This window comes from Pseudomonas sp. MWU13-3659 (assembly GCF_023757525.1).
GTDB lineage: Bacteria > Pseudomonadota > Gammaproteobacteria > Pseudomonadales > Pseudomonadaceae > Aquipseudomonas > Aquipseudomonas entomophila_E.
The window spans coordinates 1-15,438 of the sequence record NZ_JAMSHW010000027.1 but is presented as its reverse complement, the minus strand read 5'-3'; the positions used below and the strand labels follow the sequence as shown (position 1 = coordinate 15,438).

The 15,438-nt window shown below is 64.5% G+C and carries 14 protein-coding genes; 9 read left to right on the top strand and 5 right to left on the bottom strand.

The genetic code is table 11. The features are described 5' to 3' along the window. Window positions 1–3 precede the first annotated feature (3 nt). The 4 genes from kdpB to NGM28_RS23380 all read left to right on the top strand — a co-directional run bounded on the left by kdpB (window position 4) and on the right by NGM28_RS23380 (window position 6,138). Window positions 4–2,058: a potassium-transporting ATPase subunit KdpB gene (gene kdpB / locus NGM28_RS23395; protein ID WP_252091685.1), complete on the top strand. Its 2,055-nt coding sequence runs from the start codon at window positions 4–6 to the stop codon at window positions 2,056–2,058. 12 nt (window positions 2,059–2,070) lie between these two features. Then, the gene (gene kdpC / locus NGM28_RS23390) at window positions 2,071–2,634 is read left to right on the top strand and encodes a potassium-transporting ATPase subunit KdpC (protein ID WP_240067149.1); all 564 of its coding nucleotides are present in this window, start codon (window positions 2,071–2,073) and stop codon (window positions 2,632–2,634) included. A gap of 154 nt (window positions 2,635–2,788) precedes the next feature. Next, on the top strand, window positions 2,789–5,443 hold the full coding sequence (locus NGM28_RS23385; protein WP_252091683.1) for a DUF4118 domain-containing protein: 2,655 nt from the start codon (window positions 2,789–2,791) through the stop codon (window positions 5,441–5,443). Beyond that, window positions 5,440–6,138, top strand: a complete 699-nt coding sequence (locus tag NGM28_RS23380; protein ID WP_252091681.1) for a response regulator — start codon at window positions 5,440–5,442, stop codon at window positions 6,136–6,138. The genes NGM28_RS23385 and NGM28_RS23380 overlap by 4 nt, the downstream gene beginning before the upstream one ends. A gap of 111 nt (window positions 6,139–6,249) precedes the next feature. Here NGM28_RS23380 and NGM28_RS23375 read toward each other — a convergent pair whose 3' ends face one another. Next, window positions 6,250–7,824, bottom strand: a complete 1,575-nt coding sequence (locus tag NGM28_RS23375; protein WP_252091679.1) for a GGDEF domain-containing protein — start codon at window positions 7,822–7,824, stop codon at window positions 6,250–6,252. A gap of 260 nt (window positions 7,825–8,084) precedes the next feature. Beyond that, window positions 8,085–9,314 (bottom strand): diaminopimelate decarboxylase, encoded by a 1,230-nt coding sequence (gene lysA / locus NGM28_RS23370; protein WP_252091677.1) that lies wholly within the window; start codon window positions 9,312–9,314, stop codon window positions 8,085–8,087. A 227-nt stretch (window positions 9,315–9,541) separates the two neighbouring features. On the opposite strand from lysA, the gene NGM28_RS23365 reads away from it, so the two are divergent. Both NGM28_RS23365 and NGM28_RS23360 read left to right on the top strand, forming a co-directional pair. After that, the gene (locus NGM28_RS23365) at window positions 9,542–10,456 is read left to right on the top strand and encodes a LysR family transcriptional regulator (protein WP_252091675.1); all 915 of its coding nucleotides are present in this window, start codon (window positions 9,542–9,544) and stop codon (window positions 10,454–10,456) included. Window positions 10,457–10,535: 79 nt separating this feature from the next. Further along, entirely contained in the window at window positions 10,536–10,874 is a 339-nt protein-coding gene (locus NGM28_RS23360) for a hypothetical protein (protein ID WP_252091673.1), read from the top strand. 3 nt (window positions 10,875–10,877) lie between these two features. On the opposite strand, the gene cynR is transcribed toward NGM28_RS23360, so the two are convergent. Beyond that, entirely contained in the window at window positions 10,878–11,768 is an 891-nt protein-coding gene (gene cynR / locus NGM28_RS23355) for a transcriptional regulator CynR (protein WP_252091671.1), read from the bottom strand. A 110-nt stretch (window positions 11,769–11,878) separates the two neighbouring features. Here cynR and NGM28_RS23350 point away from each other — a divergent pair, with 110 nt between their 5' ends. The 3 genes from NGM28_RS23350 to NGM28_RS23340 all read left to right on the top strand — a co-directional run bounded on the left by NGM28_RS23350 (window position 11,879) and on the right by NGM28_RS23340 (window position 14,446). Further along, a complete protein-coding gene (locus tag NGM28_RS23350) occupies window positions 11,879–12,538 on the top strand; it encodes a carbonic anhydrase (protein WP_240067142.1) in 660 nt (219 codons plus the stop codon). 29 nt (window positions 12,539–12,567) lie between these two features. Then, window positions 12,568–13,038, top strand: coding sequence for a cyanase (gene cynS, locus NGM28_RS23345; RefSeq protein WP_252091669.1), 471 nt, complete (start codon window positions 12,568–12,570; stop codon window positions 13,036–13,038). Window positions 13,039–13,222: 184 nt separating this feature from the next. Continuing rightward, window positions 13,223–14,446: an amidohydrolase family protein gene (locus NGM28_RS23340; protein WP_252091667.1), complete on the top strand. Its 1,224-nt coding sequence runs from the start codon at window positions 13,223–13,225 to the stop codon at window positions 14,444–14,446. A 7-nt stretch (window positions 14,447–14,453) separates the two neighbouring features. On the opposite strand, the gene NGM28_RS23335 is transcribed toward NGM28_RS23340, so the two are convergent. Continuing rightward, window positions 14,454–14,786: a low molecular weight protein tyrosine phosphatase family protein gene (locus NGM28_RS23335; RefSeq protein WP_252091665.1), complete on the bottom strand. Its 333-nt coding sequence runs from the start codon at window positions 14,784–14,786 to the stop codon at window positions 14,454–14,456. Next, window positions 14,783–14,977: a hypothetical protein gene (locus NGM28_RS23330; RefSeq protein ID WP_252091664.1), complete on the bottom strand. Its 195-nt coding sequence runs from the start codon at window positions 14,975–14,977 to the stop codon at window positions 14,783–14,785. Before NGM28_RS23330 ends, NGM28_RS23335 begins: the two co-directional genes overlap by 4 nt. Window positions 14,978–15,438 lie beyond the last annotated feature (461 nt).

The following is a 15,438-nucleotide window of genomic DNA, read 5'->3' as shown; positions in this document are numbered from 1 at the left end:
ACCATGAACATGCCCATCCCCGAAGTGAAGGCGCGCCATAGCGCCAAGGACCAGACACGCTTCGCCGCCCTGTGGCGCCCGGCGCTGGTGCAGGCTTTCGTCAAGCTCGACCCGCGCCAGCTCAAGCGTTCGCCAGTGATGCTGGTGGTGGCCCTCACCGCCGTGCTGACCACCGTGCTGTGCTTCGCCCCCGGCAGCGGCGTGAGCACCGGCGTGGCGGTGCAGATTGCCGTCTGGCTGTGGTTTACCGTGCTGTTCGCCAACTTCGCCGAAGCCCTGGCCGAAGGCCGTGGCAAAGCCCGCGCCGACAGCCTCAAGGCAGGTAGCCAGGGCTTGATCGCCAAACGTCGCAAGAGCGATGGCAGCTTCGAAACCGTCGCTGCCACCAAACTGCGCAAAGACGATGTGGTGCGCGTTGTGGCCGGCGAGATGATCCCCGGTGACGGCGAAGTGCTCGAGGGCATTGCCGCCGTCAACGAAGCCGCCATTACCGGTGAGTCCGCGCCGGTGATCCGCGAGTCCGGCGGCGACCGCTCGGCCGTCACTGGCAACACCCGCCTGGTCTCCGACTGGCTGCTGATCCGTATCACCAGCAACCCGGGCGAATCGACCCTGGACCGCATGATCGCCCTGGTCGAAGGCGCCAAGCGGCAGAAGACGCCCAACGAGATCGCCCTGGACATCCTGCTGATCGGCCTGACCCTGATCTTCCTGATCGTGGTGGTGACGCTGCAGCCGTTCGCCCGCTTCGCCGGTGGCGAACTGCCGCTGATCTTCCTCGCCGCGTTGCTGGTGACGCTGATCCCGACCACCATCGGTGGCCTGCTCTCAGCCATCGGTATCGCCGGCATGGACCGCTTGGTACGCCTCAATGTGATCGCGCGCTCGGGCCGTGCAGTAGAGGCGGCCGGCGACGTGCACACCTTGATGCTCGACAAGACCGGCACCATCACCTTCGGCAACCGTCGTTGCAGCGCCCTGCATGCCGCCTCGGGCGTGACCGCCAAGGAGCTGGGGGAGGGCGCCTTGCTCGCTTCGCTGGCCGACGACACCGCCGAAGGCAAGTCGATCGTCGAGTACCTGCGCCAGTTGCACGACTTCGACGAGCCGTCGAGCGCCCAGTACGAAGCCATCCCCTTCAGTGCCGAGACCCGCCTGTCGGGCATCGATTTCCAGCAGCGCCACTACCGCAAGGGTGCCGTCGATGCGGTGCTGGCATTCTGTGGCATGCAGCGCCTGGAGCTGCCCAGCGCCCTGGCCCGTGAAGTGGAGCGCATTGCCCAGAGCGGCGGCACGCCGTTGCTGGTGTGTGTCGACAAGCGTTTGCTCGGCGTGATTCACCTCAAGGACGTGGTCAAGCCCGGCATTCGCGAACGCTTCGCCGAACTGCGCAAGCTCGGTATCCGCACCGTGATGGTCACCGGCGACAACCCGCTGACCGCCGCCGCCATCGCCGCCGAGGCGGGTGTGGACGACGTGCTCGCCGAAGCCACCCCGGAGAAGAAGCTGGCGCGCATCCGCCAGGAGCAGAACGACGGCCGCCTGGTGGCCATGTGCGGCGACGGTGCCAACGACGCCCCGGCCCTGGCCCAGGCCGACGTGGGCATGGCCATGAACGATGGCACCCAGGCCGCCCGCGAGGCCGCCAACATGGTCGACCTGGACAGCGACCCGACCAAGCTGCTGGATGTGGTGCAGGTGGGCAAGGAACTGCTGGTCACCCGTGGCGCGCTGACCACCTTCTCCATCGCCAACGACGTGGCCAAGTACTTCGCCATCCTGCCGGCGTTGTTCGCGGCCATCTACCCGCAGCTGGGCGTGCTCAACCTGATGCACCTGGCCAGCCCGCAGAGCGCGATCCTTTCGGCCATCGTGTTCAACGCCCTGATCATCATCGTGCTGATCCCGTTGGCCCTGCGCGGGGTGCGGGTACAGGCGGCCAGCGCCGCCCACCTGCTGCGGCGCAACCTGCTGATCTACGGCCTGGGCGGCATCGTCGTGCCGTTCGCCGGGATCAAGCTGATCGACATGCTGCTCAACGCGCTGCACCTGGTCTGAGGAGAGACTGACATGACTGCTTATGTACGCCCGGCCCTGAGCCTGGTCCTGCTGATGACCGTGGTCACCGGCGCGCTGTACCCCCTGGCGGTGACGGGTATTGCCCAGGTCGCCTTCCCTGAACAGGCCAACGGCAGCCTGGTGCGCGATGACCGAGGCGAGGTACGTGGTTCGGCGCTGATCGCCCAGGAATTCAAGGGCGATGCGTGGTTCCAGGCGCGGCCTTCGGCGGGCGCCTATGCCACAGTGGCCAGTGGCGCGAGCAACCTGTCGCCGAGCAACCCGGCGCTGGCCGAGCGCGTGAAGGCCGATGCCGCCGCGCAGTACCAGGCGCAGTTGGGGGCGGTGCCCCAGGCCCTGCTGACCACCTCCGGCAGCGGCCTGGACCCGCACCTGCCGCCCGAGGCCATCGCCTACCAGCTGCCGCGTGTGGCAGCGGCGCGGCAGGTCCCGGAGGAGCGCTTGCAAGTGCTGGTGAATGACGCCACCCTGCGTCCACTGATCGGGCCGCCGGTGGTGAACGTGCTGGCGTTGAACCAGGCGCTTGAGCGGTTGGCGCCTGAGGCCGTGCACTGACCCCTGTAGGAGCGGCCTTGTGCCGCGAAAGGGCTGCGCAGCGGCCCCAGCGATTGTTGCCTCGCCGCAGATCACCTGGGGCTGCTATGCAGCCCTTTCGCGGCACAAGGCCGCTCCTACATCGACCGCGTATTGAGGCAAAAAAGGATCAAACATGAGTGACTCCGCCCGCGCCGACGCGCTGTTGGCCGGCCTGCCCCGTGAAGGCCGGGGCAGGCTCAAGGTGTTCCTCGGCGCCGCGCCCGGGGTCGGCAAGACCTTCTCCATGCTGCAGGCTGCCCACGCCCAGCAACGCCAGGGCGTGCGCGTGGTGGCCGGGGTGGTCGAAACCCACGGCCGCGCCGAGACCGAGGCCCTGCTCGGTGGCCTGACCCAGCAACCCCTGCTGCGCAGCGAGTACCGCGGCGTGATGCTCGAGGAAATGGACCTCGACGGCCTGCTCAAGGCCGCGCCACCGTTGGTGCTGGTCGACGAACTGGCCCACACCAACGCCCCCGGCAGCCGCCACGCCAAACGCTGGCAGGACGTGCAAGAACTGCTCGCCGCCGGCATCGACGTGTACACCACGGTCAACGTCCAGCACCTGGAAAGCCTCAACGACAAGGTCCGCGATATCACCGGCGTGCAGGTGCGCGAGACCCTGCCCGACTGGGTGTTGCAGGAAGCCTTCGAACTGGTGCTGATCGACCTGCCGCCCCGCGAGCTGCTTGAGCGCCTGCGCGAGGGCAAGGTGTACGTCCCCGAGCAGGCGCGGGCGGCCATCGAGGCCTATTTCTCCCAGACCAACCTCACCGCCCTGCGCGAACTGGCCATGCAGACCGCCGCCGCCCAGGTGGACGCGGACCTGGCCAGCGGCTACCGCCAGCGCGGCCAGGAAGCCCCGGCCCTGCGCGGCCGGTTGCTGGTGGGCATCGACGGCGACGACCAGGCCGAACGCCTGGTGCGTCACGCCAGCCGTGTCGCCCAGCGCCGCCACCTGCCGTGGAGCGTGGTGCATGTGGACAATGGCCGACTGCGCGACGAGACTGCCCGCCATCGCCTGCAGGCCGCCCAGCAACTGGCCGAGCGCTTGGGTGGCGAAGTGGTGCTGTTGCGTGCGGGCGAGGTTGCCCGCACGCTGATCCAGCACGCTGCCGAGCGCCGCGCCAGCCTGGTGCTGGTGGGGCAGTCCCGCGACCTGTTGCGCCGACGCTTCTTCGGCGCCGGTGTGGCTGCACGCCTGCTGCGCGAGAGTCATGGCCTGGAGATCAACGTGCTGGACCGCGACGCCCAGCCGCAACCGGCCCGGGCGGCGGTCCAGCGCGTGTGGGTGTGGCGTCATTACCTGCTGGCGCTGGTTGCCACGGTGCTGGCCGCCGGGCTCGCCTGGGCCGTGTCGAGTGTGCTGGCGCTGCCCAACATCTCCCTGGTGTTCCTCGCCGCGGTGCTGCTGGTGGCGGTGCGCAGCAGTCTTGGGCCAGCACTGGCTTGCGCGGCGTTGTCGTTCCTCACCTACGACTTCCTGTTCATACCGCCGAACTTCTCCTTCGCCATCCAGCGTGAAGAGGACGTGTTGACCCTGGTGTTCTTCCTGCTGATGGCCGCGCTCACCGGCAACCTCGCTGCCCGCCAACGCCGCCAGTTGCAGGCCCTGCGCGAAACCCAGGCGCAAACCAACCAACTGCTCGACCTGTCGCGCCGCCTTACCGTGGCCACCGACCGCCAGGCCGTGTTCAGCGCCGCCGGCCAGCATATGGATGGTTGGCAGGACGTGCAGGTGTGCCTGATGGAGCGCAGCGCCGACGGCCTGCTGCAAATCGCCAGCGGTGGCAGCCACGCTTTCACCGACAATGAACGCGCCGCCGCCGAGTGGGCCTGGCAGCATGGCCAGGCTGCGGGCTTCGGCAGCGACACCTTGCCCCATGGCCGCTGGTGGTGGTGGCCGCTGGCCGTTGAAGAACAGCCCCTGGCGCTGCTTGGGGTCCGCCCGCGCGACGGCGAACCGCTGACCGCCCAACGCCGCCGCCTGCTGATGGCGCTTGCCCAGCCTTTGGCCCAGGCCCTGGCCCGTGCTCGCCTCGGTGAGCAGCTGGAAGCTGCCCGTCTGCACGGCGAAACCGAGCAACTGCGCAGCGCCTTGCTCGCCTCGGTATCCCACGATCTGCGCACCCCGCTGACCTCCATGCGCGGCAGCATTGACAGCCTGCTGGCCCTGGGCGACGCCATCCCCCCGGACGACCGCCGCGAGCTGCTCGAAGGCACCCGTAACGAGGCCGAGCGCCTGGACCGCTATATCCAGAACCTGCTCGACATGACTCGCCTGGGCCACGGCACGCTCAAGCTGGCCCGCGACTGGGTGGCCCCGGCCGATATCGTCGGCAGCGCCCTCAACCGCCTGCGCGTGGTACTGGCGCCTTTGCGCGTGCATACCGAAGTCCCGCCCGAACTGCCGCTGCTGTTCGTGCACGCGGCGTTGATCGAGCAGGCGCTGATCAACGTGCTGGAGAACGCCGCCCGCTTCTCGCCACCCCAGGGCCGCCTAGAGCTGAAGGTCTCGGTGCGCGACGAGCAACTGTGCTTCGCCGTCGCCGACGAAGGTCCGGGCATCCCCCAGGACGAGCGTGAGAAGATCTTCGACATGTTCTACACCGCCGCCCGCGGTGACCGGGGCGGGCAGGGCACCGGCCTGGGCCTGGCGATCTGCCAAGGCATGATCGGCGCCCATGGCGGGCGCATCCTGGTCGGCGACGGCATCGATGGCCACGGCACCTGCATCACTCTATGCTTGCCGCTGCCCACCCAACCTGAAAACGAAAGTGAAGCCCCATGAGCCAAGCTGCCACCCTGCTGGTCATCGACGACGAGCCGCAGATCCGCAAGTTCCTGCGCATCAGCCTGGCCTCCCAGGGCTACAAGGTGATCGAGGCCGCCACCGGCGGCGAGGGCCTGGCCCAGGCCGCCTTGAACAAGCCTGACCTGGTGGTGCTCGACCTGGGCCTGCCGGACATGGACGGCCAGCAGGTGCTGCGCGAGCTGCGCGAATGGAGCGCGGTGCCGGTGATGGTGCTGTCGGTGCGCGCCAGCGAAGTGCAGAAAGTCGATGCGCTGGATGGCGGGGCCAATGACTACGTGACCAAGCCGTTTGGTATCCAGGAGTTCCTCGCCCGGGTGCGTGCGTTGCTGCGCCAGGCGCCACAGGTGGGCAGCGCGACGTCGACGGCGAGTTTCGGCCCGCTGGTGGTGGATTTCGCCTTTCGCAAGGTGACACTGGAAGGCGTCCAGGTGGCGCTGACGCGCAAGGAGTACGCGCTGCTGGCGCAGCTGGCCGGGCACCCGGGGCGGGTGATCACCCAGCAGCAGTTGCTCAAGGACATCTGGGGGCCGACCCATGTGAACGACACCCATTACCTGCGTATCGTGGTGGGGCACCTGCGGCAGAAGCTGGGGGATGACCCCACGGCACCACGGTTCATCGTCACCGAGGCGGGGGTGGGCTATCGGCTAGTGGCGCCGACCGAGCACTGAACATGCCGTTCAGGCTCTGTAGCAGGCATTGCCAGGTCATGTGGCATCGAGAACTGGCCGGCGTGTTGACGACGGGCTGTAGGGGACCGGCTCAGTAGTGGGGTCGAAACATTATCGGGTCGTGGCTGGCAGCTCTTTCTCGGACACTACCCGATTACGTCCTTGCGCCTTGGCTTGATAGAGGAGTCGGTCCGATTTTTCCAGGGTGGCCGATATTGACTCTCCCTTTCGCCACAAGGCGACACCCAGCGATATCGTGATGTGACCGACGGTATCGAAGTCGGTCGCTTCGATCCTCGTCCGAAGTCGCTCGGCAACCTCGGCAGCGGTAGAAATCGAGCTATTGGGTAGCAGAAGAAGGAACTCTTCGCCGCCTATACGGCAAGCCAAGTCATCTGGACGCGATGCTTGTCGCATCAGCCGCGCCATGGCACGTAGCGTTTCATCACCTGCACCATGGCCGTAAGTGTCATTGACTCGCTTGAAGTGGTCGATGTCCATCGAAATGGTTGCAAAGGTTTCAAGCGTCTCCTGCCACAGTTCCAGGGTTTCCTCCATTGCCCGACGATTTGCCAACCCGGTCAGCGGGTCGCTCTGAGCCTGGTGGTTGAGCCGACCGATCTTTTCCTGCAGAAGGTTGGCCCCTAACAGCAGTGCTCGACGGATCTGCCAACTTTCGAAATAGTCAGCTGGCACAGCGAGGATGCGATCGTAGCTTTCTGGGGCATCCAGGCGCTTGGCACTTTCTGCCAAGCGGGAAAGGGGTACGGAAATCTTCAAGCCCAGCCACCAGATCACCAGCAATCCGAACAGCCCGAGCGGTGCGATCCCTTTGGCAACTTTGATGGTCGTCGCCTCCAGACGTGCTTGGATATTTGAAAGAGGCCGTTGTGAAATCACGCCCCAATGACTACTGGGAATACTGGCATAGCCGGCAAGCATCTCATTGCCATTGCCGTCCGGCGCTTGCATCGAACCGTGGGACTGCTTTAACGCGGCATCGACAATAGGGCCCGTTGCCAGAACTGTTCCGATGCGCTTCGGGTCAGGGTGATACAGCACTCGGCGTTGGCTATCCACCAGGTAGACATGCGCTCCGTCATTGCGGATGTTGAGATCCATTAGCGCTTGAATCGTGTTCTTCTGTTCAAGCCGGATACTCCCGCCCACCAGTCCGAGATACTCGCCGCTTTGGCTAAACACGGGGTGGGAAACGAACACCACCAGATTCCCGGCCAGGGACTGGAATGCGTCGCTGATCATCGGTTCTCGCCTCAGCAGGGGCGAGCGACGCTGAAGCATCTGGCCGTCCAACTGCAAGCTGCTGGGGGCGGACGCAATGATTTTTCCTTCGGCGTTGGATATCAGCACCGAGTTGAAGCTGGTGTCCTGCCTCAAAAGGCGATGCGCCTCCTTTTGCAGGGTAGGTTGGTCTGTAAAGGCTTGGCTGATTGATGAGGATACGAACTGCAGACGGTCGAGGTCCGAGCGCAATACCTCCTCCACACCTGTGGCGATCCGTGAGGCATAGGCTTCGTTGGTTTGCAGCGCGTTCTCGACCAGCTCTGCTTTCTGAGTGGTGAACATTACCCAGAAGGTGTTGGCAAGGGTAGCGATAGCAGAGGTCAGCGCAAACGCCAGCAGCAGGGTGCGCAGATTGAGTCTTGGTCTTGGCCGTGTAGGCATGTGGCGTGTCCGGATGCTAAGGCATGCGATTTGCTGAGGCGGCGACGCCATGGGCTGAACACGCTTCCTTGCGCCTTGTGGCGTATCCGGTATGCCTTCTGCATCAAAACGCGGATAGTTTCGATTCGATTATCTCATATCCATTTTCGAGCCACCATTTTGATGTCGCTTCGGGAGATATCGCCGTCGGGTGACACACTGTCGCAAGATTGCGACAGTGTGTCGACGGTGATAGCTGGGCAATCCTTTAGCTGCGGCGACTAGTTCATGCGCTCAAGCTGCAACAGTTCGTCGATCGTCTGCCGCCGCCGAATCATGTGCAGTTCACCCTGTTCGATCAGAAACTCAGGCAACAGTGGACGGCTGTTGTAGTTCGAGGACATGGACGCGCCATAAGCCCCCGCATCGTGAATCACCAGCAGGTCGCCCACCTTGGCCTGGGGCAGGTCCTGAGGTGTCAGCTCCTCATCGTTCTGGGTGAAGACATCACCTGATTCGCACAGCGGCCCGGCCACCACGGTCGGTTGCAACGGGCGGCTGACAGGCCGGCCCACGGCATCGAACAGGCTCATGCGGTGATACGCCCCATACATGGCCGGGCGCATCAGGTCGTTGAAGCCCGCATCGACCAGGATGTAGTGCTTGTCGCCCATCTGCTTGACGGCGCGCACCTCGGCCACCAGGTATCCCGACTCCGCCACCAGGTAGCGCCCCGGCTCGATCTCCATGCGCACGGCATGGCCGAGCATCGCTTCGATCTCCGCCCGTGCTACTGCCCAGGTGCGGGCGTAGCGCTGCAGGTCCACCGGCTGGTCATCGCTACGGTAAGGCGTGGACAGCCCGCCACCGATAGAGAACGCTTCGATGTCCATGCCCAGCTTGGCGACCAGCCCGACCATGGCGCCGGCCACCTGTTCCAGATGCTGGTAATCCACCCCCGAGCCGATATGCATGTGCACGCCCACCAAGTGCAGGCCGAACTGTTTCACGCAGGCCAGCGCCTCGGGCAACTGCTCGTGCCAGATACCGTGCTTGCTGTTCTCGCCGCCGGTGTTGGTCTTGCGGCTGTGGCCGTGGCCGAAGCCGGGGTTGATGCGCAGCCATACGCGGTGCCCGGGGGAGCGTTCGCCCAGCTGGCGCAGCATGTCGATGGAGCCGGCGTTCACCTCGATCTTCGTGGTGACTACCCGCGCCAGGGTCGGTTGGTCCAGCACATCGCAGGTCAGCACCACGCCGGCCGGTTCGCCATCCACGGTCGCGCCAGCCGCGAAGGCCCGCTCCATCTCACCCAGCGACACGGCGTCAAGCACCAGGCCACGCTCGCGCATCAGGCGCAGAACGTGCAGGTTGGGGTTGGCCTTCTGCGCGAAACGTACTGTGTCGAAGTGCTGCAGGAGCTGGTCGATACGCTGGTGGATGGTCTGGGCGTCGTAGGCCCACAGCGGGGAGCCGTGCTGGCGGACGGCCTGGGCCAGGAGGGTGGTGGTCATGGTGGTGTTCCTTGTAATGGATACACCGATCTTGAGCGAGTTGGATGATTCATAAAAATAGCTAATTTTCAGAAGGCCATCCGTATTTGATATACATTCGACGGCTGTAGGAGCGGGCTTGTCCCGCGAACACCGGCAAAGCCGGTGCCATCCACCGCGTTGCCGGTGTTCGCGGGACAAGCCCGCTCCTACAGGGCCCTGCCAAACGTTCAGGTGTTGCATGCCCCATGAAACTCACCATCCGCCACATCGAAGTGTTCCGCGCCATCATGGCCGCCGGCAGCGTCACTGGTGCCGCCCGGCTGCTGTTCACCTCGCAGCCCACCGTCAGCCGAGAGCTGGGGCGCATGGAGCAGGTCACCGGCCTGACCCTGTTCGAGCGCGAAGGCGGGCGGCTGGTGCCCACGGCCCAGGCCTTGCTGCTGATCGAGGAAGTCGAGCGCGCCTTCGTCGGCCTGGAACGCATCGACCGCTTCGCCCAGGCCATCCGCAATTTCGAGCAAGGCCGGCTGGCCATCACCTGCCTGCCGCTGTTCTCGCAAACCCTGCTGCCCAAGGCCTGCAAGGCGTTCCACCAGCAACACCCGGGCGTCAGCGTGAGCATCACCGCGCAGGAGTCGCCACTGCTGGAAGAGTCACTGGTCGCCCAGCAGCACGACCTCGGCCTGACCGAAACCGCGCAGGTGCCAAGGGGCGCGGTCGGGGAACTGCTGTTCAGCGCCGACATGGTCTGCGTGTTGCCCGAGCATCACCCGTTGCTGGCCAAGCCGGTGCTCGAGCTGCACGACTTCCATGAGATCGACTTCATCAACCTGGCCAGCCTGGACAGCTACCGGCAACAGCTGGACCGACATTTCCGCGAGGCTGGGGTGAACCGGCGCACGGTGATCGAAACCACCAGCGCCGCCTCGGTATGCGCCATGGTCCGCCAAGGGTTGGGCGTGGCGATCATCAACCCGCTAAGCGGGTTGGAGGCAGGGCAGGGTGGGCTGCCCATGCGGCGTTTGAGTCTCTCGGTACCGTATCAGGTGATGCTGATCCGACCGGAAATGCGCCCCGCGTCAGCAGTGCTGGAACCGTTCTGCCAGGCGCTTCGGGTGCAGGCCAGGGAGATGGAGCGCGCATTGGCAAAGGGTGCTTGAGTACGCCGGGTCACCCATTGGAACGATTCGGAACGTGGCGCAGTCAACCCTTTCGACAGTGATCAAACGAGGACTCGCCATGAGTACCCTGACAATCGAAGGCTGGTGCAAAGGTAACGGCGATCGCCGGTCCACCCCGGTGGGCGACATTCACTTCGACATCCAGGGCGCGACCCACACGGCGCTGGAGCAGGCCGAAGAGCGCCTGCAGCAAAGCCACGAGCCCGAAGCGATGGTGGAGGTCGACATGGCCACGTTGAACCTGGTCTTGCCCGAAGGCTACGGCCCGCTGTCCGACTGCCGCCTGCGCGTTTACCTGAGCAACGATGAGCGTGGCCAGTTCCACCTGGTCGGGCATCGGGCCAGCGATGGCAGCCTGATCTACACCAATGCGGTGCTGATTGCGCAGTTGAGCTGAGCCTCAGCAGCGCTCCAACTGTGCGGCCACCTCTTTGGCCAGCGCTATGAAGGCCTGCGCCGCCGCCGTCTGGTAGACACCCCTGCGCTGCATGAGCACGGCCGTGCGTTGCAGGCGCAACGGGTCGAGGGCGATGGCGGCCAGGTCGTCATGCGCCAGGGCGAGGGTGGCGGGCAGCAGGGTCGACAGCGTCGTCCTGCGCACCACCTCGATCACCGCGCCGATGGCGTTGGCCTCCATCTTTACGTGCGGGCGGATACCGTGCTGCCGGCAGTAGCGCTCGATCTGTTCGCGGGTGGCGAATTCGGCGCTGAGCAGGATCATCGATTCATGGTTCAAAGCCTGCGGCCCGATGGCGCTCGCATGGGCCAACGGGTGCTGGCTGCCGACCACCAGCGCCAGGGTTTCGACCAGCAGCGGGTAGGTGTCGATGTCCTGGGCGTGAAGCTCGTCGAAGGCGATACCGACATCCAGCTCGTCCGCCAACAGCAGTTCCTCCATGCGCTCCTGGGCGATTTCGCGCAGGTTCAGGGTGATATTCGGGTATCGGCTGTGGAAGGCTTCGACCAAGGGGCCGACCAGATAGCTGGTAAAGGTGGGCGTCACCGCCACCCGCAATGAGCCGCGGCTGAGGTCGCTCACGTCATGGATCGCGCGCCTGGCCTCCTGCAGTTCCTGCGACGCCCGTTTCGCATAACGCAGATAGACCTCGCCGGCATCGGTCAGCCGTGTCGTGCGTCCCGAGCGATCGAACAACTGCGCCCCGAGGCTTTCCTCCAGTTGCCTGACCTGCTGCGAAAGCGCGGGCTGGGAGACATGCAGGGCTGCCGCCGCCCGGGTGAAGCTGTGGTGTTGCGCGACCGCGAGAAAGTACTGGATATGCCGGGCAAGCATGCTTCGCTCCATAAGATAATCTGATGCCATGCATCATAAATGAGACTTTTACCTTATGTAACGCTGCGCCTAACCTTTGCCTCACACACCGCGACACTGAGGCATCAGCCATGCAAGACATCATCGACGGCTTCCTGAAGTTCCAGCGCGATGCCTTCCCTGAACGGGTCAAGCTGTTCAAGGACCTGGCCACCCAGCAAAGCCCACGGGCGCTGTTCATCTCCTGTTCCGACAGCCGCCTGGTGCCCGAGCTGGTCACCCAGCGCGAACCGGGCGACCTGTTCGTCATCCGCAACGCCGGCAACATCGTGCCGTCCTACGGCCCTGAGCCCGGCGGGGTGTCGGCCTCGGTCGAATATGCCGTCGCCGCGCTGCAAGTGGCCGACATCGTCATCTGCGGCCACTCCGACTGCGGTGCGATGACCGCCATCGCCACCTGCAAGTGCCTGGACCATATGCCCGCCGTGGCCGGCTGGCTGCGCTACGCCGACTCGGCCCGGGTGGTGAACGAGGCTCGCCAGCACCGCAGCCCCCACGCCAAGGTCGAGGCCATGGTGCGCGAGAACGTGATCGCCCAGTTGGCCAACATTCAAACCCATCCCTCGGTGCGCCTGGCTCTGGAAGAGGGTCGCGTGGCCCTGCACGGCTGGATCTACGACATCGAGAGCGGCCGTATCGACGCCTTCGACGGACGCACCGGCCAGTTCGTATCCCTGGCGGACAACCCTGAAGTCCGCGCTGTTTCCCATGCTTCCCGGCACGTTGCCTGAACCCGATTTTCAACCCAAGGAGACACCCCATGATCCAGTCGCAAATCAGCCAGAACGCCCGCCTTGCCCTGAGCGAAGTCATCCTCCTGGCCAAGGCCCGCAAGGACCTGTCGTTCGCCCAGATCACCGAAGGCACCGGCTTGTCCGAAGCCTTCGTCACCGCCGCGCTGCTGGGCCAGCACCCGCTGCCGGCCAGCGCCGCCCAGGTGGTGGGTGACAAGCTCGGCCTCGATGCCGACGGCATCGCCCTGCTGCAGACCATCCCGCTGCGCGGCAGTATCGCGGGCGGCGTGCCGACCGACCCGACCATCTACCGCTTCTACGAGATGCTCCAGGTGTACGGCACCACGCTCAAGGCGCTGGTCCACGAGAAGTTCGGCGACGGCATCATCAGCGCCATCAACTTCAAGCTGGACGTGAAGAAGGTCGACGATCCGGAAGGCGGTTCCCGCGCGGTTATCACCCTGGATGGCAAGTACCTGCCGACCAAGCCGTTCTGATCCAGTTGTAGGGACATGGCCCGACCACCACAGGGCGGCCGGGCCATTTCCACAAACGATATGGGCCCCCTGTAGGCGCGGGCTTGCCCCGCGAACACCGGCAAGGCCGGTGCCATCCACCGCGTTGTCCCTCATCGCGGTTACAGGGTGTCGACCGTAATGACTGATTACGAGGAACGACGGCATGGACCTGATCATCAGAAATGTCCGCATCGACGATGCAAAACCCTTGATGGATGTGGCCGTGCACAACGGCAAAATCACTGAAATCGCTCCAACGATCACCGCAACGGCCACCCAGGAAATCCAAGGCAACGGCAATGTCCTGATCCCAGGCTTCGTCGAAGGCCACCTGCACCTGGAAAAAGCCAACGTCATGCAACGCAAGGCCAACCGCTCCGGCACCTTGAAGGAAGCGATCGCCGTCACCGCCGAGCTCAAGCCCACGCTCACCCGCGAAGACATTCGCGAGCGCTCGACCCAGGTGTTGCGTGCACTGGTGCAGGCTGGCACCACCCATGTGCGGGCCCACGCCGAGTTCGACCCCGCCCAGGGTTTCACCGGCCTGGATGTGGTGCTGGAGCTGCGGGAAGCATTCCGTGATGTCATCGATATCCAGGTGGTCGCCTTCCCCCAGGAAGGCATCCTCAAGTGGCCCGGCATGAAGGCGATGATGGTCGAGGCGATGGAGAAGGGCGCCGATGTGGTCGGCGGCATTCCCTACAACGACGTATCGCCCCTGGAGCACATCGATTTCGTCTTCGACCTGGCCAGGCGCTACGACAAGGACATCGACCTGCGCCAGGACTTCGCCGATGACGCCGAGCAGATGACCATCGAATACGTGGCCCGCCGGACCCTCGCCGAGGGTTACCAGGGACGGGTGTGTGTCGGCCACCTGACCAGCCTGGCGGCCGTCGAGCCCGAACGGCAGGCGCGTATCGTCGCGCTGCTGCGCGAGGCCGGTATCAGCGTGATGTGCCTGCCGGCCACCGACCTGCACCTGGGCGCCCGTGGCGACAGCCATAATGTGCGCCGCACCCTGACACCGGTGCGAGCCTTGCGCGATGGCGGGGTGAACGTGTGCCTGGCCACCAACAACATTCGCAACGCATTCACCCCCTATGGCACGGGTGACCTGCTGAATATCGCGCAACTGGCCATCCCCGCCTGCCACCTGGGCGGGGCGGATGACCAGGCCACGGTGTTGGCGATGCTCACGACGAACCCGGCCAGGGCCTTGGGCTTGCGCGACCATGGCCTGGCCGTGGGCAAGGATGCGGACCTGGTGCTGGTGGATACCCAGCGCGTCAGCGATGTGATCCTCGACCTGCCGGCGCGGTTGGCAGTGCTCAAGCGTGGGAGGGTGGTGGCGACGGCCGAGCATCGCCGGTCGGTGGTGTTCTGAGTGGTGGCTACGGTTCCTGCGCCAGGTGCGGTGCCACTGCGGCTTCCAGGACCAGCACAAGCTCAGGGTCCATGTAGTGGAAGTCGTCGGGGATGTCGAGCACATGCAGCCGTTTGTGTTCCAGCAGCCGAGCAAACTGGGCCAGCAAGCGCTGCTGGTGTTTGCGTTCCATCACGAAGATGACATCGGCCCAGCGGATGTCCGCCGGGCTGACAGGCTTGCGCGCATTCGGGCTGGTGCCCGCCGACCGGGCGTCAAAGCCCGGGCGACGGCGCCAGATCATCTCGGCGGTGGGGCTGCGCCACTGGTTGCGGCTGCAGATGAACAGGAGATTGGTCACGCTTGGTCCAACAGTTGGCGAGTGGTGCGGATGGGGTAGCTGAAGCCGAGCTGGCGTGCCCTCGCCAGTTTCGAGGCGCGGGTGTAGAGCAGCTTCCAGTTCTTTTCTGGCTTGAATGCCAGCGGCCGCACCGCGGCGTATTCAGTGTGCTTGCGGGCCTGGGCGCGTCGCCAGGCGCGTGATCTTTCCATGGGTGATTCCTCGTGGTTAACCGGGTTCAGCAGCCACGGCAATACGAGTGGGCAAGAGAGTACACGTCTATCGGGGTGGTGGCCAGATCGTCTCGGAGCAAAAGTGCCAATTGTGTTTATTGAATAGCAGTAGTGCTGGAAGTTTCCTTCATGATTTAGAGCAGTCGCCTGACTTTCCAGTTAGGTAACCATTCCCTATCGTTTTTGCGCTGAACGTCATGGCTTTTGATTTTTCAATCTAATGCACAACTTTTGAGTGATTCATCTCGCGCCAATCACTCAATTGAGTGTTGTTTAACTAACTGAATTTTAATAATAAAAATTCAGTGGCATGATGTTTGTGTTTATGGACTTCCCGGTTGGCAATATTTGCCACCGGGCGATTTTTTCAAGCAAGGAGAGCAACACATGGCAACTCCCGCCTACATGGCCGTCACCGGCGAAAAACAAGGCCTGATCAC

What these genes read in the sequence shown, in the direction of transcription:
- NGM28_RS23330 (WP_252091664.1), bottom strand. Translation starts at nt 14,977, where the DNA reads ATGGAAAGATCACGCGCCTGGCGACGCGCCCAGGCCCGCAAGCACACT.
- NGM28_RS23380 (WP_252091681.1), top strand. Translation starts at nt 5,440, where the DNA reads ATGAGCCAAGCTGCCACCCTGCTGGTCATCGACGACGAGCCGCAGATC.
- kdpC (WP_240067149.1), top strand. Translation starts at nt 2,071, where the DNA reads ATGACTGCTTATGTACGCCCGGCCCTGAGCCTGGTCCTGCTGATGACC.
- NGM28_RS23375 (WP_252091679.1), bottom strand. Translation starts at nt 7,824, where the DNA reads ATGCCTACACGGCCAAGACCAAGACTCAATCTGCGCACCCTGCTGCTG.
- NGM28_RS23340 (WP_252091667.1), top strand. Translation starts at nt 13,223, where the DNA reads ATGGACCTGATCATCAGAAATGTCCGCATCGACGATGCAAAACCCTTG.
- NGM28_RS23365 (WP_252091675.1), top strand. Translation starts at nt 9,542, where the DNA reads ATGAAACTCACCATCCGCCACATCGAAGTGTTCCGCGCCATCATGGCC.
- NGM28_RS23350 (WP_240067142.1), top strand. Translation starts at nt 11,879, where the DNA reads ATGCAAGACATCATCGACGGCTTCCTGAAGTTCCAGCGCGATGCCTTC.
- NGM28_RS23360 (WP_252091673.1), top strand. Translation starts at nt 10,536, where the DNA reads ATGAGTACCCTGACAATCGAAGGCTGGTGCAAAGGTAACGGCGATCGC.
- NGM28_RS23385 (WP_252091683.1), top strand. Translation starts at nt 2,789, where the DNA reads ATGAGTGACTCCGCCCGCGCCGACGCGCTGTTGGCCGGCCTGCCCCGT.
- kdpB (WP_252091685.1), top strand. Translation starts at nt 4, where the DNA reads ATGAACATGCCCATCCCCGAAGTGAAGGCGCGCCATAGCGCCAAGGAC.
- cynR (WP_252091671.1), bottom strand. Translation starts at nt 11,768, where the DNA reads ATGCTTGCCCGGCATATCCAGTACTTTCTCGCGGTCGCGCAACACCAC.
- lysA (WP_252091677.1), bottom strand. Translation starts at nt 9,314, where the DNA reads ATGACCACCACCCTCCTGGCCCAGGCCGTCCGCCAGCACGGCTCCCCG.
- cynS (WP_252091669.1), top strand. Translation starts at nt 12,568, where the DNA reads ATGATCCAGTCGCAAATCAGCCAGAACGCCCGCCTTGCCCTGAGCGAA.